General features: G+C 34.5%; 23 protein-coding genes. 9 read left to right on the forward strand and 14 right to left on the reverse strand.

The window, feature by feature from the left end:
* The first annotated feature begins 47 nt into the window (after positions 1-47).
* The 4 genes from BKH43_RS03060 to BKH43_RS03075 all read left to right on the forward strand — a co-directional run bounded on the left by BKH43_RS03060 (position 48) and on the right by BKH43_RS03075 (position 4,527).
* Positions 48-692 carry a hypothetical protein gene (locus BKH43_RS03060; RefSeq protein ID WP_143429018.1) on the forward strand — a complete coding sequence of 215 codons (645 nt, stop codon included), beginning with the start codon at positions 48-50 and terminating at the stop codon, positions 690-692.
* A gap of 80 nt (positions 693-772) precedes the next feature.
* Positions 773-3,307: a DNA gyrase subunit A gene (gyrA, locus tag BKH43_RS03065; RefSeq protein ID WP_095228436.1), complete on the forward strand. Its 2,535-nt coding sequence runs from the start codon at positions 773-775 to the stop codon at positions 3,305-3,307.
* 49 nt (positions 3,308-3,356) lie between these two features.
* On the forward strand, positions 3,357-4,070 hold the full coding sequence (locus tag BKH43_RS03070) for a tetratricopeptide repeat protein (protein WP_095228438.1): 714 nt from the start codon (positions 3,357-3,359) through the stop codon (positions 4,068-4,070).
* A 31-nt stretch (positions 4,071-4,101) separates the two neighbouring features.
* The gene (locus BKH43_RS03075) at positions 4,102-4,527 is read left to right on the forward strand and encodes a tetratricopeptide repeat protein (protein ID WP_095228440.1); all 426 of its coding nucleotides are present in this window, start codon (positions 4,102-4,104) and stop codon (positions 4,525-4,527) included.
* Between the two features lie 81 nt (positions 4,528-4,608).
* On the opposite strand, the gene BKH43_RS03080 is transcribed toward BKH43_RS03075, so the two are convergent.
* Positions 4,609-5,334, reverse strand: a complete 726-nt coding sequence (locus BKH43_RS03080; protein WP_253248032.1) for a rhodanese-like domain-containing protein — start codon at positions 5,332-5,334, stop codon at positions 4,609-4,611.
* Positions 5,335-5,487: 153 nt separating this feature from the next.
* On the opposite strand from BKH43_RS03080, the gene BKH43_RS03085 reads away from it, so the two are divergent.
* Positions 5,488-5,958, forward strand: a complete 471-nt coding sequence (locus BKH43_RS03085; RefSeq protein WP_095228445.1) for a tetratricopeptide repeat protein — start codon at positions 5,488-5,490, stop codon at positions 5,956-5,958.
* Positions 5,959-6,037: 79 nt separating this feature from the next.
* Positions 6,038-6,388, forward strand: coding sequence for a sel1 repeat family protein (locus BKH43_RS03090; RefSeq protein WP_095228447.1), 351 nt, complete (start codon positions 6,038-6,040; stop codon positions 6,386-6,388).
* Between the two features lie 34 nt (positions 6,389-6,422).
* Here the strand turns inward: BKH43_RS03090 and BKH43_RS03095 are convergent, their stop codons facing one another.
* Positions 6,423-8,720 carry a Smr/MutS family protein gene (locus tag BKH43_RS03095; RefSeq protein WP_143429019.1) on the reverse strand — a complete coding sequence of 766 codons (2,298 nt, stop codon included), beginning with the start codon at positions 8,718-8,720 and terminating at the stop codon, positions 6,423-6,425.
* Between the two features lie 473 nt (positions 8,721-9,193).
* On the opposite strand from BKH43_RS03095, the gene BKH43_RS03100 reads away from it, so the two are divergent.
* Positions 9,194-12,070: an autotransporter outer membrane beta-barrel domain-containing protein gene (locus tag BKH43_RS03100; RefSeq protein ID WP_095228451.1), complete on the forward strand. Its 2,877-nt coding sequence runs from the start codon at positions 9,194-9,196 to the stop codon at positions 12,068-12,070.
* 178 nt (positions 12,071-12,248) lie between these two features.
* Here BKH43_RS03100 and galE read toward each other — a convergent pair whose 3' ends face one another.
* Positions 12,249-13,277, reverse strand: a complete 1,029-nt coding sequence (galE, locus tag BKH43_RS03105; protein ID WP_095228453.1) for a UDP-glucose 4-epimerase GalE — start codon at positions 13,275-13,277, stop codon at positions 12,249-12,251.
* Between the two features lie 84 nt (positions 13,278-13,361).
* On the opposite strand from galE, the gene BKH43_RS03110 reads away from it, so the two are divergent.
* Positions 13,362-13,832 carry an acyl-CoA thioesterase gene (locus tag BKH43_RS03110; protein ID WP_095228455.1) on the forward strand — a complete coding sequence of 157 codons (471 nt, stop codon included), beginning with the start codon at positions 13,362-13,364 and terminating at the stop codon, positions 13,830-13,832.
* Positions 13,833-13,934: 102 nt separating this feature from the next.
* Here the strand turns inward: BKH43_RS03110 and BKH43_RS03115 are convergent, their stop codons facing one another.
* The 11 genes from BKH43_RS03115 to BKH43_RS03165 all read right to left on the reverse strand — a co-directional run bounded on the left by BKH43_RS03115 (position 13,935) and on the right by BKH43_RS03165 (position 23,965).
* The gene (locus tag BKH43_RS03115; protein ID WP_095228457.1) at positions 13,935-14,678 is read right to left on the reverse strand and encodes an acylneuraminate cytidylyltransferase family protein; all 744 of its coding nucleotides are present in this window, start codon (positions 14,676-14,678) and stop codon (positions 13,935-13,937) included.
* Entirely contained in the window at positions 14,627-15,766 is a 1,140-nt protein-coding gene (neuC, locus tag BKH43_RS03120) for a UDP-N-acetylglucosamine 2-epimerase (protein ID WP_095228459.1), read from the reverse strand. Before neuC ends, BKH43_RS03115 begins: the two co-directional genes overlap by 52 nt.
* Before the next feature lie 65 nt (positions 15,767-15,831).
* The gene (locus tag BKH43_RS03125) at positions 15,832-16,164 is read right to left on the reverse strand and encodes a hypothetical protein (RefSeq protein ID WP_095228461.1); all 333 of its coding nucleotides are present in this window, start codon (positions 16,162-16,164) and stop codon (positions 15,832-15,834) included.
* A gap of 10 nt (positions 16,165-16,174) precedes the next feature.
* On the reverse strand, positions 16,175-17,437 hold the full coding sequence (locus BKH43_RS03130) for a DUF814 domain-containing protein (protein WP_095228463.1): 1,263 nt from the start codon (positions 17,435-17,437) through the stop codon (positions 16,175-16,177).
* On the reverse strand, positions 17,434-18,408 hold the full coding sequence (locus BKH43_RS03135; protein ID WP_095228465.1) for a 3'-5' exonuclease: 975 nt from the start codon (positions 18,406-18,408) through the stop codon (positions 17,434-17,436). The genes BKH43_RS03130 and BKH43_RS03135 overlap by 4 nt, the downstream gene beginning before the upstream one ends.
* Positions 18,409-18,413: 5 nt before the next feature.
* Positions 18,414-19,070, reverse strand: coding sequence for a ribulose-phosphate 3-epimerase (gene rpe / locus BKH43_RS03140; RefSeq protein WP_095228499.1), 657 nt, complete (start codon positions 19,068-19,070; stop codon positions 18,414-18,416).
* A 121-nt stretch (positions 19,071-19,191) separates the two neighbouring features.
* The gene (gene guaB, locus BKH43_RS03145; RefSeq protein ID WP_095228467.1) at positions 19,192-20,634 is read right to left on the reverse strand and encodes an IMP dehydrogenase; all 1,443 of its coding nucleotides are present in this window, start codon (positions 20,632-20,634) and stop codon (positions 19,192-19,194) included.
* 451 nt (positions 20,635-21,085) lie between these two features.
* A complete protein-coding gene (locus BKH43_RS03150) occupies positions 21,086-21,820 on the reverse strand; it encodes an amino acid ABC transporter ATP-binding protein (protein WP_095228501.1) in 735 nt (244 codons plus the stop codon).
* A gap of 71 nt (positions 21,821-21,891) precedes the next feature.
* Positions 21,892-22,578: an amino acid ABC transporter permease gene (locus BKH43_RS03155; protein WP_095228469.1), complete on the reverse strand. Its 687-nt coding sequence runs from the start codon at positions 22,576-22,578 to the stop codon at positions 21,892-21,894.
* The gene (locus tag BKH43_RS03160; protein ID WP_095228471.1) at positions 22,579-23,544 is read right to left on the reverse strand and encodes a transporter substrate-binding domain-containing protein; all 966 of its coding nucleotides are present in this window, start codon (positions 23,542-23,544) and stop codon (positions 22,579-22,581) included.
* A 223-nt stretch (positions 23,545-23,767) separates the two neighbouring features.
* A complete protein-coding gene (locus BKH43_RS03165; protein ID WP_095228473.1) occupies positions 23,768-23,965 on the reverse strand; it encodes a hypothetical protein in 198 nt (65 codons plus the stop codon).
* 199 nt (positions 23,966-24,164) lie between these two features.
* Between BKH43_RS03165 and BKH43_RS03170 the strand changes: the two genes are divergently transcribed.
* Positions 24,165-24,899: a hypothetical protein gene (locus BKH43_RS03170; protein WP_143429020.1), complete on the forward strand. Its 735-nt coding sequence runs from the start codon at positions 24,165-24,167 to the stop codon at positions 24,897-24,899.
* The last annotated feature ends 350 nt before the right edge of the window (positions 24,900-25,249 follow it).

Below are 25,249 nucleotides of genomic sequence, written 5' to 3' on the forward strand. Positions count from 1 at the left end.
AGATTTATCAAAGGTATAGAGTGCTAAAGAAAGTTTTAATCTTCATAATGTTTAACATTTTGTTAGTCTTTGGGACTGAGCTAAACTTCAAAGTAGAACAAAAATGCGTTAGTCTACACGAGTTTAGCAAAAAACAAATAGATGTTTTACTGTATGCCTATTTATATGGGAAAGAACATGGTTTTGGCTACACTATGGCAGCTATCGCCTGGCAAGAATCTTGTAGTGGAGAGTATCTTCTTAACTTTCAAGATCCAAGTGCTGGGATCTATCACGCACTAGTTCCTGGTGTGATTAAAAAATATACAAAATATAAAGATTCTAACTTTTTACGCAATATTATAGGGCAGATGCTTATATCTAATCCAGAGTTTGCAAGCTCTATAGCTTTAGATGAGTTAAAGTACTGGCAAAGAGTGAGAAAAGGGAACTTTAAGTCCATCATTAAAAGCTACAACAAGGGCTTTTCGTGGGAAAAAAACCACCGTGCTAATAGGATAGCTACTAACTACTATCATGATATAGATAGAAAGATAAAAGCCCTCCAAACCTTCATCCCAAAAAAACTAAAACACTATGACTACAAAACACCTAGTCTTGAATTAGACTACTCCATAAAAAAAGAAGCCAAATTTAACCCTTATAAAAAAGATTCCAAAACTCCTACCTATTATCTATTAAAAGAAAAGTGACTTAGTCAAAGGAGGAAGTGTGATACGCCCTAAGAAAGGCATGTTTCTAGTATAATAAAGCCTAGTTTTAAGGAGAATTAATGGACAACAATGTAAAAGAGATACAAATTGATCAATCCATGAAGGAAAGCTACCTTGACTACTCCATGAGTGTCATAGTAGGAAGGGCTTTGCCTAATGCCAAGGATGGATTAAAACCAGTTCATAGACGTATACTTTATACTATGAGCGAGTTAAATATAACTCATAAAACGCCTTATAAGAAGTCAGCCCGTATCGTTGGGGATGTTATGGGTAAGTATCACCCACATGGTGATAGCTCTATCTATGATGCTTTAGTAAGGCTTGCTCAGCCTTTTTCTATGAGACTAGAGCTAATTGATGGGCAGGGTAACTTTGGATCAATAGATGGCGATAAAGCCGCTGCTATGCGTTATACAGAAGCACGTATGACACTAGCTAGTGAAGAGCTACTAAAAGATATAGAAAAAAATACAGTTGATTTCACACCAAACTATGATGATACCTTAAAAGAGCCAGATGTTTTACCTACTAGGATTCCAAACCTTTTGATAAATGGTAGCAGTGGTATAGCTGTAGGTATGGCCACTAATATACCACCTCACAGAAGTGATGAAGTAATAGACTGTCTCTTACACTTAATAGATAATAAAGATGCTAACTTAGAAGAGCTTATGCAATTTATCGCAGGACCGGATTTCCCAACTGGGGGGATAATCTATGGTAGAAGTGGAATCTTAGAGGCTTACGCTACAGGACGTGGACGCATAAAGATACGCGCTAAAACCCACATAGAAACTAACAAGCATAAAGATTCCATCATCATAGATGAGATACCTTATCAAGTCAATAAAGCTAGATTAGTAGAACAAATTAGCGAGCTTGCTAAAGAAAAGATTATCGAAGGTATAAGCGAAGTTAGAGATGAAAGCGATAGAGAGGGTATGCGCGTAGTTATAGAACTTAAAAGAGAAGCACTAAGTGAGATAGTACTAAACCACCTCTTTAAGTCTAGTCAACTAGAAGTCACTTTTGGAATCATCATGCTTGCTATTGACAATAAAGAGCCAAAAGTTTTTACATTAATAGAGCTTTTAAATCTTTTCTTACAACACAGAAAAACTATCGTTATAAGAAGAACTATCTTTGATCTAGAAAAAGCGCGTGCAAGGGCACATATCTTAGAAGGCTTAGTTATAGCACTAGATAATATAGATGAAGTTATAAAGCTTATAAAAGCTAGTAAGGATGCACAAAGTGCAACTGAAGGGCTAATGGAGAAGTTTAAACTTAGCGCCCTTCAAGCAAAAGCCATCTTAGAGATGAGACTTCAAAGGCTTACTGGTCTAGAAAGAGATAAGATAGAACAAGAGTATAAAGAAGTCTTAGAACTTATAGAAGAGCTTAATAAGATTCTAAAAAGTGAAGAGCGTTTAAATGAAGTCATAAAAGAAGAACTTTTAGAATCTAAAAAGCTTTTTAGCACTCCTCGCCTTACTCAGATAGAAGATAACTATGATGCTATAGATGTCTTAGATCTAATCCCTAATGAGCCAGTAGTTGTCACTATGAGTCATAGAGGCTATGTAAAACGTGTGCTTCTTAAAAACTATGAAAAGCAAAACAGAGGTGGTAAGGGCAAGATTGGTGCTAATACTCATGATGATGACTTTATACAAAGCTTCTTTACAGCTAATACTCATGATACGATTTTACTTATCACTAATCGTGGTCAGCTTTACTGGCTAAAAGTTTATAAGATCCCTGAAGCTAGCAGAACAGCCATAGGCAAGGCTGTAGTTAACTTAGTTAATCTTCAACCTGATGAAAAGATAACTACAACTATCACGACTACAGACTTCTCAGATGAAAAATCCCTAGTCTTTTTCACTAAAAAAGGTATAGTAAAAAGAACTAATCTAAATGAGTACAGCAACATTAGAAACGTTGGAGTAAGAGCTATAAATCTTGATGAAGATGATGAGCTAGTAAGCACTCATATAGTTGATAAAAGCACTAAAGAGCTTTTCATAGCAACTTTTAAAGGTATGTGTATACGCTTTGCAGTTGAAGACTTAAGAGAGATAGGTCGTGTAAGTCGTGGAGTTACAGGCATAAGATTTAAAGAAGAAGGAGACTATGTTATAGCTGCTACTACTTTAAAAGGTGATGGAGATAAGCTTTTAAGTGTCTCAGAACTAGGCATAGGAAAGCAGACTACTGCAGGCGATTATAGAATCCAAAATCGCGGTGGCAAAGGCGTCATAGCCATGAAGCTAACTAATAAAACTGGCAACCTAGTAAGTGTAGTAAGCGTCGAAGATGAAAGCCAAGATCTAATGCTACTTACAAGCCTAGGCAAGATGATAAGAGTAGATATAGCACACATAAGAAGTGCAGGACGAAACACTAGTGGTGTGAAAATAGTAAATGTAGTAGCTCCAGATAAAGTAGTCTTTGTAAGTCTTTGTGCTAAAGAAGACTTACCAGAAGATGAACTAGGAGAAGACTTAGAAGGAAGTGAAGAAAGCCCTTTAAGTAATACTAACAGCCAAGGAAACAACAACTCTAGTAATGAAGGTGGGCTGTTTTAACTAACTAAAGGCTTAAACTAAAAAGCCTAAGCGCCGCAAGGATAAAAGTATGAAAAAATTAGCGATCTTAGGTACACTAGTAGCCATATCTTGTCTTTATGCAACCTCTTTAGAAGAGCTAACACAAAAGTGTGATAGTAAAGATGCTAGTAGCTGCAAAGAAGTAGCAAGGATGTACTATAACAGCAAGGATATGCCTACTAACTATGAAAAGGCTCTAAACTACGCTAAAAAAGGCTGTGACTTAAAAGATTCTAAAAGCTGCCTCATGGTAGGCTCTCTTTATGAAGATGGAGATGTTATAAAAGCTAACCTTCAAAAAGCTACTAAGTACTATAAAAAAGCTTGCGAGTTAAAAGATGGTGCAGGCTGTGACTTAGTAGGTCAGATGTATGCACAAGATGCCTTAGCTAAAGAAGCCCTTACAAAAGATGGAGTAAAAAAAGATGCAAATCTAAAAAGCTACAGTGAGGCTATAGAGTTTTTTAACAAAGCCTGCATACTTAATAGCGCTAATGGCTGCTATAACCTAGGTGTATCTTATAGCTTTGGTAAAGGTGTAAAGCAAGATTATAATAAGGCTGATAGTTTATATAAAAAAGCTTGCGAGCTTAATAGCATTAGTGGCTGTTATAATCTAGGTGTGTCTTATTTAAAAAAAGCAGACCTTAAAAAATCACAAGTAGCAAAACACTACTTTAAAAAAGCTTGTGGATTAGGGGATGAGCGATCTTGTGATGACTTAAAGCTTATAGGGCGCTAAAGTTTTTTAGATTCTATAAAAAGGCTAGATTATGAAAAAAGATATTTTTCTTGGGGCACTTATATATTTTATCTTAAGTGGCAGTAATCTTGTGAATGCTGCTTCGTTGTCTGAGTTTTTTAATCCATCTAATATGAGTGCTAGTGAGAGGGCTATAAATCCAAACAAAGATGATGAGATACGCTACTACAAAAGAGACTGTGCTAACAACAACGCCCTAGCCTGCAACACCCTAGCAAATCTTTACTTTTCTGGTAGTGGTATAACTAAAGACTATCAAAAGGCTAATGCACTTTATAACAAGGCCTGCACTCTTGGTAGTGCTTCAAGCTGTGCAGCACTAGGGGCTATATATAAAAATGGAGTTGGTGTAAAAAAAGATTCTAATCTTGCTAAAAGCTACTATCAAAAGGCTTGCAATTTAGGAGATAACTACTCTTGCAAACAGCACAACTAAGAAAGACTTAGAATCTAAGCTAAAAACTAGGCTAAAGCTTTTAATCCTTTAGTTTTTTAAACTAGCATTTAGCCTATTTATCTACTTAACAAACTTAAAGTCATACTCCAAACTGCCATCTAGTGAGTTATATACATTTTTAAAGCCTAGTTTTGTCAATCTTTCTGACATAACTTGACTTTGAGTGCCTGTATAGCAGTGAACTACAAACTTTTTGTCTTTGTTTTGTTCTAGTATAGGAAGGTAAGGCTTCATGTCGTCGTTTAAAGGTATATTTATAGCGCCTTTAAGATGTCCTGCTTCATAGTCTTTTTTAGCCCTAACATCTATTATCAAACTATCTTTTTTACCTACACTTTTTTCTACATCATCACCTAGTATATTAGTATAAGTGTAAAGTTTATAGCCTTTAAACTCATCATATCCTTGTGCTATCTTTACATCTTTAAAGTCTAGTTTTTTAAGTATTTTAAATGCTTTTTGTGCATCTTTAGCCCTATCAGATATAAGCACGATAGGGAAGTTTTTGTATTTATTAATAAAATCTCTATCTAGATGCTTTAAGGCATGATCATTTCGCCTTATGGCAAACTTTAAGTGCCCTTTTTTATACTCTGACTTATTTCTTACATCTATAACTAAGATCTTTTCTTTTAAGTCCCTATTATCTTGCATATGCTGTAAGGTTTCTCCTGAAAAGATACCACTTGCTTTATCTTTAGCGCTTGCTAGGTTCATAAAAGTAGCTGCTAATAAAAAGGCTGCTAATAGTTTTAGTATCACTTGTGTCACTGGTGTTTTTAACATCTTAGTCACTTACTTTCCTTTTATCTATAAGTTTTATTTTGCTGATTTATAAGTCTAGCATAAGCTTTAATTTTTACATATCACTAGATATTGCTAATACTTTTGGATTTTAGTTAGTATGCAAGATACAAAAAAACAAAAAAGGAAAGTAATTTGCAATATAAAATCTTAAGTAGGCTTATCATAAGTTCTTTACTAGCTGGAAGCATAGCCTTTGGAGCATCTTTTAAAGACTTAGAACAAAAATGTGGTAGTGGTGATGTTAACTCATGTGGAATCTTAGGTAAGCTTTATTATAGTGGTCAAGAAACTCCAAGAGATGTCGCTAAAGCAATACAGTATCTTAAAAAAGCTTGTGATGGTAATGTAGCAGATTCTTGTAATGCACTTGGTTACTTTACTGAGTATGGAGATAGTATCGCTCAAAGTTATGAAGGAGCTTTAAAGCTATATCACAAAGCTTGTGAGTTAGGCAGTGATAAAGGATGTTTTAATGTGGGAGTGTTTTACTTTAAAGGGATAAAAGTTAACAAAGATCCTATAAAAGCAAAAGATTACTTTAACAAATCCTGTGAGCTAGGTAATAAAGAAGGCTGCAGAAACGCTATTTTTGTAGATCATTAAAAAGCACTTTTAAATAGCTTGATGTTTGCAAATGCCTTTTGCACTAACATTAGCCTTAAGTGCTAAATAAGGATATAAGATGATATTTAAAATCTCAAAAGGTTTGCTTTTAAGTTTAATAATAGCTAGTGGGTCTTTATATGCTACTTCGATAAAAGACTTAAAACAAAAGTGTGCTAATAAAGATGGGAAAAGCTGTCACATATTAGCAGCCTACTACTATGATAAAAAAGACTATGGAAAATCCACTAAGTACGCTTTAAAGTCTTGCAGTCTAGATGAAGCTATAGCATGTGGAGTGGCTGGTCGTGCTTATGAAAATGGGGAAGGTGTAAAAAAAGATACTAAAAAAGCAAAGCTTTATTATAAAAAAGCTTGCAACTTAGGGCTAAGTAAGGGCTGTGAGAATGCTAAAAAGCTAGAGGGATAGCTTTCTTAAAAGTCTAAGATTCTATGTACAAACTTTAAAGATAAACAAGCTTGCCGCCACTACCCCCTGCGTTAAATGGAGCATTTACAAAGCCTTTTACAAACTTACTTTTTTCTAAATAATTTGTAACTAGGCTTTGTAAGATCTTATTACCCTTGCCATGCACTATTAAAACCTCGCTAAAACCTGCCATTAGCGCGTTAGATATAAAACTATCCATAGCTTCTAGGGCTTCTTCTTTAGTTAAGCCGTGCAGATCTAGTTTAAGATCACCTTTTACCTCAGCACTTAGTGTATAACTTATAGTAGTTTTATTAGGGCGCAAGCCTTTAGGCGCACTTAACTCACTAACCCTAGCATTAATCTTTATGCCATTTTCTAACTCTAAAATATACTCACTTTTTAAAACTTTTATAACCTTAGCCTTGCTTCCTTTATACTCAACTATCTCATCTAGCTTAAAGTTTTTATGTTTGTTTGTAAGCTCTAACTTAGCTTCTTTATTACTAGCTTCCCTCTTATCAACCTTAGTTAAAGCCTTGTGTATAAGCGTGCTTTCATTTGACTTAGTAGGTAGCTTTTTAAGTAGCATCTTTAGTTCTTTTATGCTTTGGTTGTACTCTCTTTGAAGCTCAAATTTTAGATTTTGATAAACACTTTTTAGCTCTTTACTTTGAGATTCTAAACTTTGGATCTTTTTAGCATAGTCTTTTTTAAGCTTTTCTAACTCAAGATTATTTTGCTTTAACTTAGTTATCTCATAGGCGTGAGTTTCTATCAAGTTATCAAGCCTTAAGGAATCTTCTCCATGAAACTCTTGTGCTTTTTTAACTAAGCTTAGTGGGATTCCATACTTTAAGGCACTTTCAAAGGCGTAACTTTTACCTATACCTTCTATAAACTCATACTTTGGCAAACTTTTTTCTATATCAAACATAGCAGCGATTAATGCCACTTTTGGATTGCTCGCTAGCAGGCTTGCTAACTCTTTATGGTGAGTAGTGATAACTATCTTAGAATCTTGATTTAACATGTGCTCTAAGATGGTCTTATAAAGACTAGAAGCCTCTTTAGTGTCAGTGCCTATTTCTATCTCATCTATACCTAAGATCATATGGTTTAGATTAAGTATCTTTGTGACTTCTTTTATACGCCCTGAAAAAGTGGAGATATCTTGCTTGCTATCTTGTGGGTCTTGGGAGATAAGCTCAATATGCTTTATATAAGGAATCTTACTTAAAGTAGCATTTATAGCCATAGGTATAAAGTACTTAGCACAAAAGCTAGCACTTAGGATACTTTTTAAAAGCATGGTTTTACCGCCGGCATTAACCCCAGTTACTAAAAGCAGTTGTTTATCAAAACTTACATTAAAAGACTTAGCATTTTTAATGCTTGGATGTTTATAGTCTTTTAAGACAAAATCAAAGTTTGCCAAATCGCTAGAGTGTACTGCCTTTACAAACTCATAGTTATAAGCCCTAGCAAAGCTTAATCTAGCTAGGGCTGCATCTAAAAAGTCAAACTCCCTATCTAAAAAGTTCACAAAAGGCATATGGCGCCTTAAAGCAGCGCTTAACTCTTTAGCTATAGATTCTAAGACTAGATGAAGCTTATCTTCAAGGGCGTGCACTTGGCTTAGTGCATGTTCTGTGCTACTTGGCACTACATAAAAAAAGCCACTACTTGACCTTGATATAACGCGCGCTTTTAAGACGTTACTAAACCCGGCCCTTAATAAAAGTGCTTGCTTGCCTTCTATTAAGTGTACTTGCTTATCTACAAGATACTCTTGCAAAGTAGCTTGATTAAGCACAGAAACAAGGGCATCTTTAAAGCGTTTTTGTGCACTTTCTAAGGCTAGATTTATAGAATCTAAGTCTTTATTAAACCCTTTCTTAATGTTGCCTTCTTTATCAAAAGCCTTTAACACTTCTAATATATCTAGTGGAAAAACTATACGATTAAAGTAGTCTTTTAAGCCCTCATCTAAGTCGCTTCTTCCTTGCCAGGCTAAAAAGTAGCGTATGATTTTTACAAACTCATAAAGGCTTTTTAGATCTAAGTAACCTCCTTTTTTAAGGCTTAAAAAAAGAGGGTTTAAAACTTTTATCTTTGGAGCGTCTTCAAAAGTGTACTTTTCTAAGTAGGTAACTAGGTCTTGAAGCTTAGGCATATTAGCCACGTTAAGGTGTTTTACAAGTTTAGCTTCTAAAGCCTTTTTTTCTTCTAACCCTTCTTCTAAGATATCTAGTTTTAAGTCTTTTTCCCTAGCAAAGAATCCTAAAAAAGATTCTAAGAAGCTACCTAACCCTAGTCTATTGATATGCATATCTTTTATTGACACCTTTTATATAGTCCTTATAGCTTTAACTTTTTTAGTCAAATTATAAAGCAAATTTAAAGACTTAAAAGAAATATCTTTGCTTGTAGTTTTATTATCTTGTGACTGCAGTTTTTATAGCATTTGTAATCTTATCTTTATGAAAAAAGCACATTGTGTGTTGCTAACTTTTGCATGCTTTAACATAAACTAGAATCTAGCTTTAACTAGGATCACTACAGCTATCTTCATCTAAAACACTAGGCTAGCAAACTCTAAAAGTGCGTGTACTAGATATCTTATGAACACAAAAAATAACATTAATACTTAAAATAATAATTATTATTATTTTTATCTAATATAAGATATAATGCCCTTTATTTCCAAAAATATAATCTTAGATTTGATTCCATAGTTTAGGGCTAATAGCTTTTGAAAGTAAAGAATCTAAAAATCACAAACACTTTAAGAAAGGTTTCTCAATGCACCATGTAGATTCCACACATACAAATGATAGTTTTAATACACAATCACCTAGTCCATTAACCCAGTCTAATTTGCAATATAAACTATGCAAGCTAGCCAAGCAAACCATGTTAGCTCCAGTTTTGTTCTCATCCCTACTTTTAGGAGCTGAAGGTCCTGTTGTAGCTATGGAAGAAGAGCCTAGCGGTGAAAGTAAAGCTCAAGCTATCAAGTTTAAAGATACTGACACTATAACTATAAAAGATATCAGCGGCTCTAGTGATAAAGTCCAAGTTGAAGTAAAAAATGGAGAAAGTAGTCCGAGCAAAACTACAAATCTAGATTTAATACAAGATGGCAGTAATAAAAAAATAGTCATCACTTTAGAATCTAACCCCACTACCCCAGCAAGCACACGCGCTACAGAATCTACAGACATCCCTTTTGCTAAGCTATTTAACACTAGCTCTAGCACACTAGGAGATTTAAACATTAATGGCGGTAAGGTTGATGGCCTAGAGCTAACTTTAGGGAAACAAGAGCGTAGCGGTAGGATAAATGGTAATCTAGAGCTAAATAAAACTGAGCTTAAAGCACAAAAGATAGATGGTGCTCGCATAACTATCAAGCTAAAAGATGGATCAAATATCACTGCCCCTGAGATAAGAAATGTATTTAAGCTAGTTACTGAAGGAGGAAGCAAGGATGCTCCAAACATCATAAAAGCAACTGAAAGTATAAGTGGAGGAGAGAGGGGTTTAGCCCTCATAGATGAAGCTAGTTTTAGTCCTTATACAAACATAGAAGTGGGTCAGCAAAGTAACTCAGATATAGCCTTTGGAGTGAGTAATCCTACTTTTTACTTTGACACTACAGAATCTAGTTTTGATATAGCAACTATTAAATCAAGTAATCCACTAGGATCTAATGTAATCCTCCAGCCTTTCTTACTTGATGGAGGAGATATAGAACTAACTAATCTTAAGATAGAAGCTACAAATATAGATACATCTAAAAACCATTTTGAAAAGTTTTTTGAAAAAGTAAGCGATAAAACAACTACAGCACTTTTACTTAAAGAAGCCATGCTAGAAAGTAAGGGCAGGATACTTTTAGGTGGAGAACGTATCCCAGTAGTAGAAGAAGTAAGTGATTCTAGGTTAGATTATGCAGATGGTGGTTTAAAAGGCAAGGAGTATTTTGATACTAAAGAATATGATGCTAAAGGCCTAGATGGAACCACTGATAAAGGCAAGTATAAGCTAGGTAAAAAGAACTTAGAATCTAATTTCACTTTAGTGAATTTCTACTTTGGTAAAAAAGTAGGAGATGAGAGCGAGGAAGATAAAAAGATAATAGAGGCAAATAAAAATATAGATGAAGAAAATAAAAAGATAGTAGAAAGCAACAAACAAGTAGCTGAAAATAACAAAAAAATAGATGAAGAAAACAAACCAATCATAGAAAGGAATAACAAGATAGCAGAGGAGAATAAAAAAATAAGAGAAAGAAATAAGGCAAAGGCTGAGGGAGAAGAAAAAGAAGCATTAAAGCCTATTACTGAATTTCCAAAACAAAGAGAAAGAACCAAACCTCTACAAGAAAAACAACAAATCTACGCCAAAAAACTAAGTCTACTTGCTAAATATAATGAAACAGGGCTAGTTGATATAGTAAGCAAAGAGGACAAACCTTCTTTTGATGATAGCCTGCAAGTAATACTAAAAACTCCAAGTGATAACCTAAAAGATCTAGCCTTGCAGATAGGCAAGTCACACGGAAGGCTTAAGGCTAACTCTACAAGCGCAAAAGTCTTTGATAAATTTATATTTATAGAAGGTAGCTCACAGGGTGAAGTAAAACAAAATGTAGAAGCCTTGCTAACTGACTTGCTACCAAGTGATTTAAATAACACTGTTCAAAACTATGCTTTAGAATCTAATCTAAACACAATCTATACGCTAGATAACATAGTCTCTACCTCTTCCCTTGCTAACTTACTAAAAGGCTTTAATATCAGTAAGCTAAAGTTTGCAGAGGCTGCCTTAACAAACATAGCTAGTGATGTAAACTATGAGTATGTAAGTTACTCTAGTATAGAAGCCTACGCACAAGCACTTTATACTAATATCTATCAAGCTGCTAGAAGTGGGGTAAAAAGTTATACATCTAATGGCTTTGGCGTTATAGCCGGAGTAAACTATAGACCTGAAGGTGTGCTTGAAAATCTAATGTTTGGAGCCTCTTTAAGTTATCTTTATTCAAGGACTGACTTTGATGCTAACTACAACACCTTAGCCCCAAGAATTTATGCCTACTCATTAGGAGAAGGCTTTGTCTATCAAGCTTCACTTGGCTATGCGCTCCATCTTATAGGCCAAACTAGGATGCAAACTAACTGGAATGCAAAAGCAAGCTCTAGTTATGCAGCAAATGAGATTAATGCCTCTTTACTACTAGGCTATAAGCTAAACTTTGATAAACACACTATCCTTCCAGCCTTGAGACTTAGCTACTCCCTTTTAGCTCAAGGGGCTTATAGTGAGATAGGAGAGTTTGGTTTAAAAGTAGGATCTAAAACACAAAACGCCCTCTTACCCTCCCTAGGCATAGGATATGAACTAAGTGCAAATGAAAGTTTAAAGCTAGGGGCTGCTTTTTATGTATCTTATGATGTTATGTCTAGTAATCTTATTAGCAATGTTTCTTTTTTAGATGAAGAGATAAACTTTGATGTTATAACTCTAGCTAACACTCCACTAGGAGCTAATATTAATCTAAATGCTAGATATAACATAGGAGAAAGTAGCAATCTAGGACTTACTTACATAGGCACTTTTAAGCAAGACTTAATAGCTACTACATTAAGTCTTAGATATAGCTATAGTTTTTAATGCGCTTTATAGCTATATAAAGATTATAGACTTTGCTTTTTGCTTACTACTCATGGGCTTTATTGGTTATGAATCTAGACAAACTAGATTCTAACACCAAAGCCCATGTTTATAAAAATAGCGATATCTAGGCAGTTACTTTAGCAAAACCAGGGCTTTGCTAAGTTGTATAAAATCTTTATATATTAATATCAGCATTATGTACTAAAAGATACTTTTCCCAAAGATAAGCGCCCATAGCTATCTCTTCTAAACTAGCATGTTTTGGCTCCCAGCCTGTGGCTTTAAGCTTAGCATTATTAGCTATTAAGATAGCTGGATCTCCTGCCCTAGGAGGTGCAAGCAAAACTTTAAAGTTTACTCCACTAACCCTTCTTACACACTCTACAACCTCTTTTACACTAAAGCCTGAGTTATACCCTACATTATAAGCAGTGTTTATGCCTTTATTGTCTTGCAACATATTAAAAGCGCTAATGTGTGCGTTAGCTAAGTCATCTACATGTATATAGTCTCTTATACAAGTACCATCTTTTGTTGGGTAGTTATCCCCAAAGATACTCATACTTTCTCTCTTGCCAACAGCACATTCACAAGCTACTTTTATAAGATGGGTTGCATTCTCACTTCTTTGACCTAGGGCTATATCTTCATAGTTATTACCACTATAAGCACCAGCAACATTAAAGTAGCGAAGGGCTATATAGTTTAAACCATAAGCTTTTTGACTATCTCTTAATATCTCTTCTATCATCTTTTTTGAGTTTCCATAAGGATTGATAGGAAGGAGGGGTTCTTCTTCAGTAACTGGTACATTTTGCGGGTTGCCATAAACTGCTGCAGTTGAAGAAAAGATAAAGTTTTTAACGCCATACTTAACACAAAGTCCTATAAGCATAGCAGTGCCACCAGTGTTGTTAATATAGTATTTGAGAGGATCTTTTACGCTTTCTTCTACTGTAAGAGAAGCTGCAAAGTGCACTACACAATCTATCTTATAATTTGAAAATACATCCTCACAAGTCTGAAAGTCCATCTCTTCAAAAACTACTCTTTCTTCAAAAAGATGTCTTAAAAGTTTATAGTTTTCTTTAAAGCCTGTAACTAAGCTATCTACTATGACTATTTTATGGTCTGTGTTTTGTAAAAACGCCATCGCTGTGTGAGAACCTATATATCCGCACGCTCCAGTTATAAGTAAAGTCATAACATCTCCTTAAAATCTTGGTCTAGCCAATATTATAGCGTCTTGATTTCGTTATAATTTTCGTTTTTAATTTAAGGAATAATAATGATAAATGATAATGAAATATTTGATAGTAGGATTTTACAACTTAGTGTGTTAGTAACACCGGATATGGCAAACTTTAGTGGCGTTATGCACGGAGGAGACTTACTTAGAATCCTAGATCAAGTAGCCTACTCATGTGCTAGTAGATACACAGGAAAAAACGTAGTTACTTTAAGTGTAGAAAGAGTGCTTTTTAAACACCCTATCCCTATTGGCAACCTTTTACACTTTTTAGCAAACATCAACTACACTGGCCGCACAAGTTGTGAAGTTGGTATAAAAGTTATAACTGAAAATATACAAAATCACTCAGTTATCCACTCTAATAGCTCTTATTTTACCATGGTAGCACTAGATGAAAATGGTAGACCTACACCTATCCCACCACTTAACCCTCAAACTGATGAAGAAAAAAGACGCTTTGCAGATGGCTTAAGAAGAAAGCAATCACACAGCCCAAAAAATTTCTAACTTTTAGCTTTTCTAACTACGCAAATAACTTTAAAGCCTATTTCAAAAATAGGCTTTAAACTACATTTTTAAACCTAACTTTTTTTTAATAGCAACCCTTCTTTAAAGCCTAAACTTAGAAAGACTTTCCATAACAAGACTTGCTAGTAAAAAATCACTCTCATCATCTATATCTATACCCTTAAATGAAGGCATCAAGAAAGGCTTTTTGTTGTGATTTAATTTAGAATCTTGCCTTAGCTTACTTATATCGTTTATATAAATAGCACCATTAATCTCATAAAGGCTTTCATAGTCTTGGCGTCTAGTAGCCTTGCTTTCACTCACACTTTCTAAAAATCCTTTTTCATCTAGTTTTCTAAGTAGATTTATATGCTTTCTAGCCTTGCACACACTTACTACATCTTCTTTAGATTCTAAGTACTGCTTAAAGGCTGCTTTTATATCACTAGCTTGTCTTAAAGGACTAGTAGGCTGCAAAAAGATCAAAGTTTCAAACTCTAACCCTAAAGCTTTTAAGGACTTCAAACTTTCAGTTATAACTAAAGTGCTATTTGCAGTATCACTTGAAGCCTCTTTGCTTCTTAAAAATGGTACCTTTGCACCATAATCTATAGCAATATCTGCATACTCCTTACTATCAGTACTAACTAAAGTGTAGTCACATACGCCAGATTCTAAGGCTGCTTGTATAGTATAAGCAAGTAAGGGCTTACCACAAAGTGGCTTTATGTTTTTATGGGCTAATCCTTTTGAGCCACTACGTGCTGGGATTAAAGCTAGTGTTTTCAAGACTACATGCCCCACTTTAAGTCTATAAAGTTCTTTTGTATCTTTAAGTCCCAAAGCTCCTTGCTTTCTAAGGCTGTTTTAAATCTAAGGCTAGCCTTACCGTCTCCAAACTCACCTTCACTAAAGTTACTTTCAATCTTACTTCTATCTTTTAATGCCTTCAAAGCTGGCAGTAAATCTTTTGAAGATTCTATATGTGTTATAAGAGGATTAGCATCATATCTATTAGTCTGTCTTGAGCCTATGTCTATGCTAGGAGTACCAAAGATAGGGGCTTCTCTAACTCCAGCTGAGCTATTACCAACTATAGCCTTTGCGTGTTTTAGCAAGGTTAAAAACATCTCAAAACGTATAGAAGGAAAAACTTTAAAGTTTACTAGTCTTTTTAAAGGCTTAATGTTTTTTAAGATTATCTCACTACCTAAGTCATTATTAGGATAGATAACTACAAAGTTTTCCTTACTTGCTTTAAGTGCTTCTATGGTAGCTATCATGTTAGCTTTTAGTGAAGATATATCAGTAGTTACTGGATGTAAAGCAAGGATGATAAAACTTTCAAAGTCTATCTTATAGTAGTCTTTTGCATCTTTTAAGGAAGGCAAGTTTTCACCTAGCATGATATCTATATCAGGACTGCCTATCTCATAGATGTAGTTTTCATTTTCGCCAAGTTGAAGTAGTCTTTGTTTAGCCTTAGCATTTGCCACAAAGTGTATATGAGAAAGCTTACTAACTGCGTGTCTTATGCTTTCATCTATAGTGCCACTTACCTCACCGCCTTCTACGTGAGCTACTAAGATATTATTAAAAGCGCCAACTATAGCCCCACTTAAAGCCTCTAATCTATCACCATGAACTACTATCATATCAGGCTTACAAGACCTTACAAACTTTGAAAAGTCCGCTATGGTGTGACTTAAGTTTAAATCCATAGATTCAGATCTTTTATAAGGCTTACCTAAAAAAACATCTTCAAATCCATCCTTATAAATCTCCATATAAGTAAACCCGTGACTTCTTAAAAGGTGCATACCACAAACAAAGATATGCACCTTAAAGTACTTAGAATCTAAAGCTTTTATAAGAGGTTTCAGCTTGCCATACTCTGCCCTAGAGCCGGTTAGAAATACTATCTTTTTTATTGAATCCTTCCTTTAAATATAGCTTTTAAGTAGGTCTAGATTCTATCTTTTTAAACTAGTAAAAGCTAGCCGCTTATATCTAGTAAGTGTCTATCTGGTTTTAAAAGCATATCTTCTTCTCTAGTAGCTTTGGCATAGCTATACTTTTTATGTGGCTTTGGCTCTTCTCCAAGCTGCTCTTTTGCTTCTTCATCAAACTCATGTTTGGCTGAGTCTCTATCTGGATTTAAGGCTTCACTTTCTTCAGCTGGCCTAACTTCTTGGACTTGATTTAAAGCATCAGCAAAAAGCTGTTGATTTACTGGGATGGGATGAGTTATGTTGTTAGCTTGTAAGTTAGCAGTTACTGAACTAGCTTGATTTATATAGGTTAGGTTACCTAGTGGACTTACTGCCATGACTGCTCCTTTAAAGAGTTACATAGATTGAAGAGTATTTATTATAGGTTACAAAGGCGTTACTTTGTACTTTTAAGTCTCTCCTGTAAGTATAATCGACCAAAAATCGTCCCGTTTCTAAACCGTTAAGCCGACAAAGCAACTCACCTGCATACTTTAGTAACGTATAGTCAGCCTTTGAGGTATGAAGTATCATGTGAGATGAAGGCCTATCTTTTAGGTGCATCCATATATACCTAGCTTTAGCATCTTTTAAAAGCTTGACATTTTCCTCTCGACTTTTCCCTACGCTTATCTTTACATCCTTATAAAAAAAACATCTTGTCTTTTTGGAATCTTGATTATTAGCTTTTTGAGTGTGCTCTAAGACTTCAAGCATGTTTATATTTTCACAAAGGCTAAGTTTTTCTTCTAAAAGCTCTATTTTAGATTCTAAGTTTCCCCTCTGTAAGGATATATTTTTAAGCTTTCTTTTTAGCTTTTTAGCCTTACTAAACTCAGCGTTTGCTAGCTCACTTGATGAAGGATAAGCAGCTATCTTATAGCTTTTAGATTCCATAACTAGGTTTGTAGCATAAGGAGGGATAGAATCTAGGTTAGATAAAATAAAGTTTGCTAGAGCATAGCTTAACTTCATCTCATCTTCTAAGGCTTTATCACTTGGAAGGGCGTTTAAAACTTCTTGAAGTGTGTTAAGTTGCTTTTTTATCTTAGCTTTAAAGCTAGCTTTTTTTTGACTTATAAGTGCTTCTTGGGCAGCTAAATATCTTTCTTTAAGACTAGATTCTATAGCTTCTAAGTTAGTATTATCTACTAAAGTTTTATCAAAACTAGGCTGGATAACAGGTATGTAGGGCATCTTTAAAACTACATCTTCTTTATAGTGCAAAGCAGCTACTATCTTAGAATCTACTAGCAAGATTAGATTAGTGCTTCGTGGGATTAGACTTATAACAAGGCGGGAGTGTAAGACCTTATAGGCATTTTTAACTTCTAAGTCTAAAAATAAGATCTTATTTAGCCCATCTAGTTTGCAATCTAATATTTTAGATGAGTTAGCAAACTTACTTAAAGCCATATCAAAAGGAGAAGTATAAGTTTTAAAGCTAGCTAACTCGCTTGCACTAAATATATCTCCACTTTGAAAATCTATATAGTAGTAGTCTTTATCCATCCTAAGGCATACTAGATTATCTTTAATGCGCCCTATAAAATTAAGCTTAGGTTTGCTAGAAAAAAGTGTGGCGATATCTTTTAGGTCTTGAAGCTTCATAATAACCACTTTTTCTTTCTTAAAGATTCTAAGTCTAAGTTAACACTTTCTAGTTTTTCTTTCTTTAGTAGCTTATCAAAACTAGCTATCTCTAACTCCTCTTTTTTTATCTTGGCATAAGACAAACTTTTAGGATAGCTAATCTTTCCTCTAGTAAATTCTAATAAACCTAAAACATCCCTAGCATCAAAAGGTAACATCAAAGAGGCTATATCTACTAGTTTTTTAGAACTTAGTGCGTCTTCATAAGCCCTATGTTGAACTGGCACTCCTAGGCCTAAAAAGTCATTTAAAAAAGATATGGAGTACTTTTTAGAAAGTATAGTTTTTTTAGAAAGTAAAAGACTACAAAGTTTAGGGTTTAGCATAAGCGGCATGCCCTTATATCTTAAAGTATCAGCTATAAAGTTATAGTCAAAGTCTATGCCATGTGCCACAAAGATGGAATCACCTAAAAAGTCTTTAAACTTACTTAAAACTTCACCAACTAGTGGGGCATCCTTAGTCATATCTGGAGTTATGCCAGTTAGCTCTTGTATATTTTCTGGAATCTCAGCTACATTTATCAAGCTTTGAAAAGTACCTAAAATCTCACCACCCTTGCACTTTAAAGCTCCTATCTCTAAAAGCTCATCTTCAGCTGGTCTTGGGCCAGTGGCTTCTATATCTATAAAGCAAAATGTGGCTTTACTTAAAGAAAGATTAGCAAGGGAGCAAGACACAAAAGCACTATCCCAAACTATAGGCATACCATAAGCTTTTAAAACTTCTAAAGTAGTGTCATCTTCTAAGGTGTCATCTATAAGCAAGCTTAAAGAGTTATCAAGCTTTTTAGCTAGGGCGTCTTTTAAAGACGTGTTAACTTGGAATCTATAATCAAAAAGCCGTCTTATATTTTTTATAAAAACATCTCTGGGTATGGGAGCTTTGTAAAGGGCTTCAAGAAGTTGATTGTAGTGATTAAACTTCATTAGTCTTATCTTAAAGATGTCTCTGCTGGGATCTGCAAAGACTTTATAGCGCTTTTTCTATCTTTAGCTTTAAATATATAATTACCTGAAACTACTACATCTACTCCTAACTCACTTAAAGCTTTTATATTAGTGTCATTTACACCGCCATCTACTTCGATTAAACACTTTGGATTAAGCCTAGTTGTCATCTCTTTTAAATGGGCTATCTTTTTAAAAGTAGATTCTATAAAGCTTTGACCACCAAAGCCTGGATTAACGCTCATTAATAAGACCATATCAAGCTCTGGAAGGATGTACTCTAAAGCACTTGGATCTTCATGGGGATTAAGCACTACTGAAGGGCTTATACCTAAACTTCTTATCTTTTGTAAGCTTCTATGAAGATGAGTAGCATTTGTTAAATGCACACTTATAAACTTAGGCTTTAAAGGCGCAAAAAGATCTATAAAAAAGTCAGTATTTTCTACCATTAAATGTACATCTAAGGGCAAGTTTGTAATAGTGTGTATGTTTTCACACACTAGTGGCCCTATAGTCATATTAGGCACAAAGTGTCCATCCATCACATCAATATGCAGCATATCACTAGAACTAACACTTAATATATCTTCGCCAAGCTTTAAAAAGTTAGCACTTAATATGCTAGGGCTTACTAACATCCTTTTAGATTCCACATCTTTTAAGTCCATCTTAGCTTCCTTTTTTATCTTTGCTTCTAAACTCATATCTTTTTGTGCCTCACCCATGGCAACTAGCATGTCATGAAAGGCTGGGTCTAGTCTAGCCATGATAGTTTGGTGCTTCTTTAGTTATATCTACATCATGGACGTGGCTTTCTCTTAGGCCTGCTTGAGTGATTTGGACTATCTCAGCTCCCCACATATCTTTTATAGTGCTAGCTCCAAGATAGCCCATAGAACTTCTTAATCCCCCTATTAACTGATACATAACATCACCTACTTTACCTCTAAAAGGAACCCTGCCTTCTATCCCTTCTGGCACTAGCTTATCTACTGCTGTGCCTTCTTGAAAGTACCTATCACTACTTCCTTTAGTCATAGCTCCTATTGACCCCATACCTCTATAGCTTTTATACTGTCTTCCTTGATAGATAACTAAGTCACCCGGGCTTTCTTCAGTGCCAGCTAATAAAGACCCTATCATAACGCTACTTGCGCCAACTGCTAAGGCCTTAGCTACGTCACCTGAGTACTTAATCCCCCCATCAGCTATGATAGGCACACCATGCTTTTTAGCCACTTCAGCACAGTTAGCTATAGCACTAACTTGAGGCATACCAACTCCTGCTACTATCCTAGTAGTACAAATGCTACCTGGCCCTATGCCTACTTTTACTGCATCAGCTCCTGCATCTATTAGATCTAGGGCAGCTTTTGGAGTTACAACATTACCTACTATAATGTCTACGTTTACTCTAGATTTTAACTCTTTTAAGGTGCTAATAACATTTTTTGAATGCCCATGTGCACTATCTAAAACTAATACATCAACATTAGCATTTACTAACTCTAAGGCCCTATCTATATGGCCAACCCCTATAGCGCCCCCTACTCTTAAACGCCCTTTAGAATCTTTATTAGAGTGAGGATACTCTATGTTTTTTTGTATATCTTTTATGGTGATTAAGCCTTTTAAAACATTATCTTTATCTACTAGTGGTAGTTTTTCGATTCTATGTTTGTGCATAATGTCTTTTGCTTCATTTAAGCTTATGCCTACATTTGCAGTTATAAGTGGTGACTTAGTCATAACATCGCCCACTCTTTTGTCCATATTAGTTTCAAATCTTAAATCGCGATTAGTTAAAATCCCTATTAAAACACCCCTATCATCTATAACTGGCACACCAGAGATCTTATAAGTATCAGTTATATTTTTAGCCTTTTGTAAAGAATCATAAGCGTGTATGAAAACTGGATCAGTGATTATCCCACTTTCACTTTTTTTAACTTGGGCTACTTGTTTAGCTTGCTCAACTACTGGCATATTTTTATGGATAATGCCAACCCCACCAATCCTAGCCATGGCAATAGCTGTTTTAAACTCAGTAACAGTATCCATAGCAGCACTTAAAAAGGGGGTATTAAGAGTGATATTGCGAGTTAGATGGGAGTTTAAGTTTACCTCTTTTGGGAGGATATCAGAGTAAGCAGGCACTAATAAAATGTCTTCAAAGGTTAAAGCTTTTTGGATTTGTTGCATGTAGGCATCCTTGGAGTGTGGTTTATTACGCATGATTCTACATTTCTTTGCCAAATTTTCCATTAAACAGAGATAAGTATTTTAGTTTTATATTTTGATATTAATTCTTATTTTTAATAATGCTTTAAGTTTAGCTCTGATAATATACCACTCATAAATCAAATGATTTACAACATTAGATTTAGTTTTCGTGTAGCAATTCCCTTTGATACATTAAACGTCCTTTAAGTTTTGGGTTAAGTTAAAGAACAAATTTTGCATTATCTTCCTTTACACAAGAGCCTCTTTTCTTTCGCAATAGAGATAAAGAGGCTTTTTTATTAACTTTTTCATATTTTTAGCCGAGGCTCTAATGTGTGAATGTTTTTTTAATCTATATTATTAGTTTTGTTTTTATGAGTAGTACATATTTATAGTTTTATTAAGATTCTATAAAAGTAGTGCTTTTTACTTAAAATCTTTTATGAAAGTTTTCTAAAAAGCTTTTTGCCCTCTCAGTCTTAGGATTAGAAAAAAACTCTTCACTACTAGTTATCTCTACTATACTTCCTTCACTCATAAAAACTATCCTTTGAGCTACTTTTCTTGCAAACTCCATCTCATGAGTTACTATAAGCATGGTCTGATCTTTAATCTTACCTATAACGCTTAAAACTTCTCCTACTAGCTCAGGGTCTAGTGCAGAAGTTGGCTCATCAAAAAGGATAACTTTTGGTTTTAGGGCTAGGGCTCTAGCTATAGCTATACGCTGTTGTTGTCCGCCACTAAGCATATGAGGATAGACATCTTTTTTATCTTCAAGTCCTACTTCTTTTAACAAGTCTAAGGCTAGTTTTTCACTCTCTTTTTTATCTTGCTTATAGACTACATTTAAGGCTAAGGTTATATTAGCCAGTGCTGTTTTATTAGCAAAAAGGTTATAGCCTTGAAAAACCATAGCACTTTTTTTGCGCATATTTAAGATATCTTTTTTATTATATTTCTTAGAATCAAACTTATAACCATCTATAATAAAACTTCCAGAAGTTGGAATCTCAAGTAGATTTAAACACCTTAAAAGGGTGCTTTTTCCACTTCCACTAGGCCCTAAAAGCGCTACTATCTCCCCTTTTTCTATACTTAGGTTTATATCTTTTAAAACCTCTAGCTTATTAAAGCTTTTATAAAGGGAAGTAATAGTTACCATATCGCTAGCTTTTATAGATGTATCTTTTTCTCTTTCGTGTACAAAGTCTTCTGTTTTTATAATATTAGCCACTATGAGATCTTCCTTTTATGCAAGCTATGTCTTTTTTCTAACTTATTAAAAGTCTTTTCTAACACAACAGATATCACCCAGTAAATCACAGCGGCAACTAAAAATACAGTAAAAACTGATCTAGTATTTGCTATCTCTTGATTAACTAGTCCCATTATCTCCGGGATAGTTGCAATACTTGCTAGTGAAGTATCTTTTATAAGCAAGATGATAAAGTTAGAAAGATTAGGCATAGCATTACTTAAAGCTTGAGGGATGATGACATGTATTAGCGCTTTAGGAGTGCTCATACCTACTGAGTAGCTTGCTTCCATCTGAGAGTGAGGCACACTTAAAAGAGCTGATCTAAAAATCTCACTTAAGTAAGCACTAGAGTATAAAACATATACAAAAAGTACATAATAAATAGCTCCTAAGTCTCTTATATAAGGATAGATACTAGTATCCCTTAAAAGCAAAGGCAAGCCTTGATAAGCAATTAAGATCTGAACTAGCAAGGGAGTGCCTCTAAAAAAAGACACATAAATTCCTGCTAGCCATGAAAAGAAAAAGACTTTATAAAGACGAAGCAAGCTTAATATAAAGCCTATGATACTACCTATGATAAAGCCTACTGCCATTATAAGTAGAGTATAAGGCAGCCCCTTTATAAGGCTTATAAAAACTTCTAGTATGTAATGAAGCATCTACTTAACAACAGCCTTAGAGTTTACAGAATCTAAGTTAGTTTGATCATCCCCAAACCACTTAATTGAAAGCTCTTTTAACTTTCCGCTATCTATAACTTTTTTCAAGTCTACATCTATCCTATCTCTTAAAGCAGTATCTTTTTTCTCATACATAAAATAGATTGGATTTATAGCAAAAACTAAAGGCAAGGCTTTTAGGTTAAGGCCTTGAGTTTGTGCTTGATACTTTATACTTGCTGGGTCGTTTAAAGTACCATCTATCCTACCAAGACTAAGATCAGTTAAAAGAGAGTTTAAGTCTTTATAGTACTTAATCTTAAAAAGATTCCCATGGGCTTTATCATAGTTTTCTAAGATAAGTGTGTGATTAGCCCCTATGTTTGCACCTAAGGTTTTACCCTTTAAGTCAGCCACAGTTTTTATACTATCATCATCACCTCTAACTATAAGTTGAGATGTGCTTATAAAGTAAGGATACTTACTAAATATATACTTTTCTTCTCTAATTTGAGTTTTACCTATCTGATTAGCTATGACGTTAAAACGTCCTGAATCTAACCCTAAGATGACACTAGCCCAAGGCACGCCACTATATTTTATAGTTAAGTTTGGATCTACTTCACCTATAAGTTTTACTACATCTAAGTCATAGCCTACTGGCTTGCCATCTTTTATGCTAGCAAAAGGATAGTAAGCATCTTCATGCCCTACTATAAGCTCTGCTGGCTTGCTTAAGTCTACATCACTAGCTGCCGTGTTGCTTACTTTATTAGCTTGCATGCCTTTAGTGTCACTCTTAGTTGTAGTTTGGGTTGTTTTTGTGCTTGCTTCATTAGCTTGAGTCTTATCATGGTTTGTAGTCTCGCCTTGGCAAGCTATAAAAAAGATGCCTATGACTAAGATTCCAAGATATTTTAGATAGTTATTAAAATAGTTTTTTTGAATGTTTTTTGTCAGGTTCATGTCTTTGCCTAATTAGTAAATTGAAAAATAGTCTAGATTTTAACTTACTTTAACTTACAATAGGGATAAAACTAACACCTTTAGTAACTTTTATACTAGTGAACTTGTATACTTTAGTATCTTAAAGGCCCCTTTCCTTGCTACAAAGAAAAGGAGTAGATTTATTAAAGTTTTTAAGACTTAAAGATAAAAAGTGTGTAACTTGCTTTTAACCTAAACTCTATTAGTTCCTACACATAGCCCTGAAAAATTTCATAGGCTGGGCTGTGTCTTTTGCTACTTTGGTGCTAGGACTTATGGTTGAAGTTTTAGGGTCAGTAGCATTTTTAGTATCATCTTTATTAGGGCTTGAAGTACTTCCTTGACAAGCTATAAAAAATACACCTATAACCGCTATCCCTAGGAATTTTAAAACGCTCATACTCAACTCCTAATATTTTAATTATAAGAATTAATTTTAACTAATTTTAGCTTAAGCGTGAAGGTAAAAATTACACGTTTTGTACTAAAAAATATAAACTTTTGTTATCTCTATCCCACGATAAACAAAAAGACTAGAATCCATCTTGAATGCGCAAGTACTAAAAAACATACTTGGAAGATTTTTAGGAGGCTTAAAGATGATAAAAAAGATAAGTTTTATAAAAAATGTAAGTTTAGCAAGTGCTTTAATCATATCTTTTAGCACCCTAGGTTATGCAAAAGTACCTTTAAGAGATTTGCATGGCTTTGGCTATCTTGCAGGAACTGGCGCAGGTTTAAGTATAGATGCCTTTAAAGTAACACAAAATCTTTCTAGCAACATAGTAGGAACCTCCTTGCAGCCTGGAACTGAAAACATACTTGGAGGGAACTTTAGCGCAAAGCTAGGAGTAGCCTACTTCCCCAAACAAACAAAGCTAGGAACTTTTGGCTTGGAAGGAGTCTTAGGCATAGGAGCACGCATCATGGACTACACCATATCCAAAGTAGATGCTGGCACACTGCTTTCACCTAAGTACTTTTTAGATATAAAAGCACTTCATCTATTTGGAAATGATGGTGTGCAGTTTGGCTACATGCTAGGAGTAGGTCTTGCTTACTCAAACTACTTTATGTTTAAAACTAAAAATGTAAATATAAAAAATGGTATAAAAGACTATAACCCAGCCCTTAATGCCCTCTTATCCCCAAAAAATAGTGATACTTTAAAGGGGAGCTTAAGTCCTACTATAAGCATAGGCTTACTTACAGTTATTAATAGGACTATGTTGTCTTTAGAGTATAAAGAGTACTTTAATAGTTACGTAGGCTTTAGTAGTGATATAACTTTAAACTATGCTTATTATTTTGGTGGGTATAAAAAGACTTACTAGAGGTTTTTTGTAATAGATTGTCATAACTAATAAGCACAACTCTATTACTCTTTCCCTTCTCCTATCTCCTTTTTACTACTCTATTACTCTACTAATAAACCTATTAGTCTAATAAATTACCAACCTAACAAATCCAATAAACCAATCTAACAAACCCTATCAATCTAATTAAACCCAATAGATCAATAAAGTATCCTTGTAAGTCTATCTCCCCCCCCTCTCTACACCTTCTTCCTATTAGCATCACTCATTATCTCATCTGCTATATGAGTTACATTACTAGATATCTTAGTAGCATCATCAGCTATATTTACATTACCTTGAGTAGATTGTTCTAATAAAGATATAGC

Origin of the sequence: Helicobacter sp. 13S00401-1 (assembly GCF_002272925.1) — a bacterium.
Lineage (GTDB): Bacteria > Campylobacterota > Campylobacteria > Campylobacterales > Helicobacteraceae > Helicobacter_I.